General features: G+C 37.1%; 1 protein-coding gene. It reads right to left on the bottom strand.

Annotated elements, in window-relative coordinates:
* On the bottom strand, window positions 1-275 hold a 275-nt coding region (locus KVT11_RS19830; protein WP_217609144.1), incomplete at both ends, for a glycosyltransferase.

The following is a 275-nucleotide window of genomic DNA, read 5'->3' as shown; positions in this document are numbered from 1 at the left end:
ATGTGGTATTGCGTAATGCACATGTAAAATGTCTAGGTTTTCTCTTTGTGCAACCTCTGCCATTTTACTCGCTAACGCTAAATCGTATGGTGGATATTGTAATACAGAGTATTGATTTACCGTCACTTCATGAAAATAAATGTTTGGATACACTTTATTAAACCGGAATGGTAAACCCGATGTAATAAAATGAATTTCATGCCCGCGTTCCGCTAATTGCTTTCCTAATTCTGTTCCAACAACTCCAGAACCACCTACAGAAGGATAACATGTAA

It is taken from the genome of Bacillus sp. GbtcB10, from assembly GCF_019091365.1.
Taxonomy (GTDB): Bacteria; Bacillota; Bacilli; order Bacillales; family Bacillaceae; genus Bacillus; species Bacillus altitudinis.
This window is presented reverse-complemented; position numbering and strand designations above follow the sequence as displayed.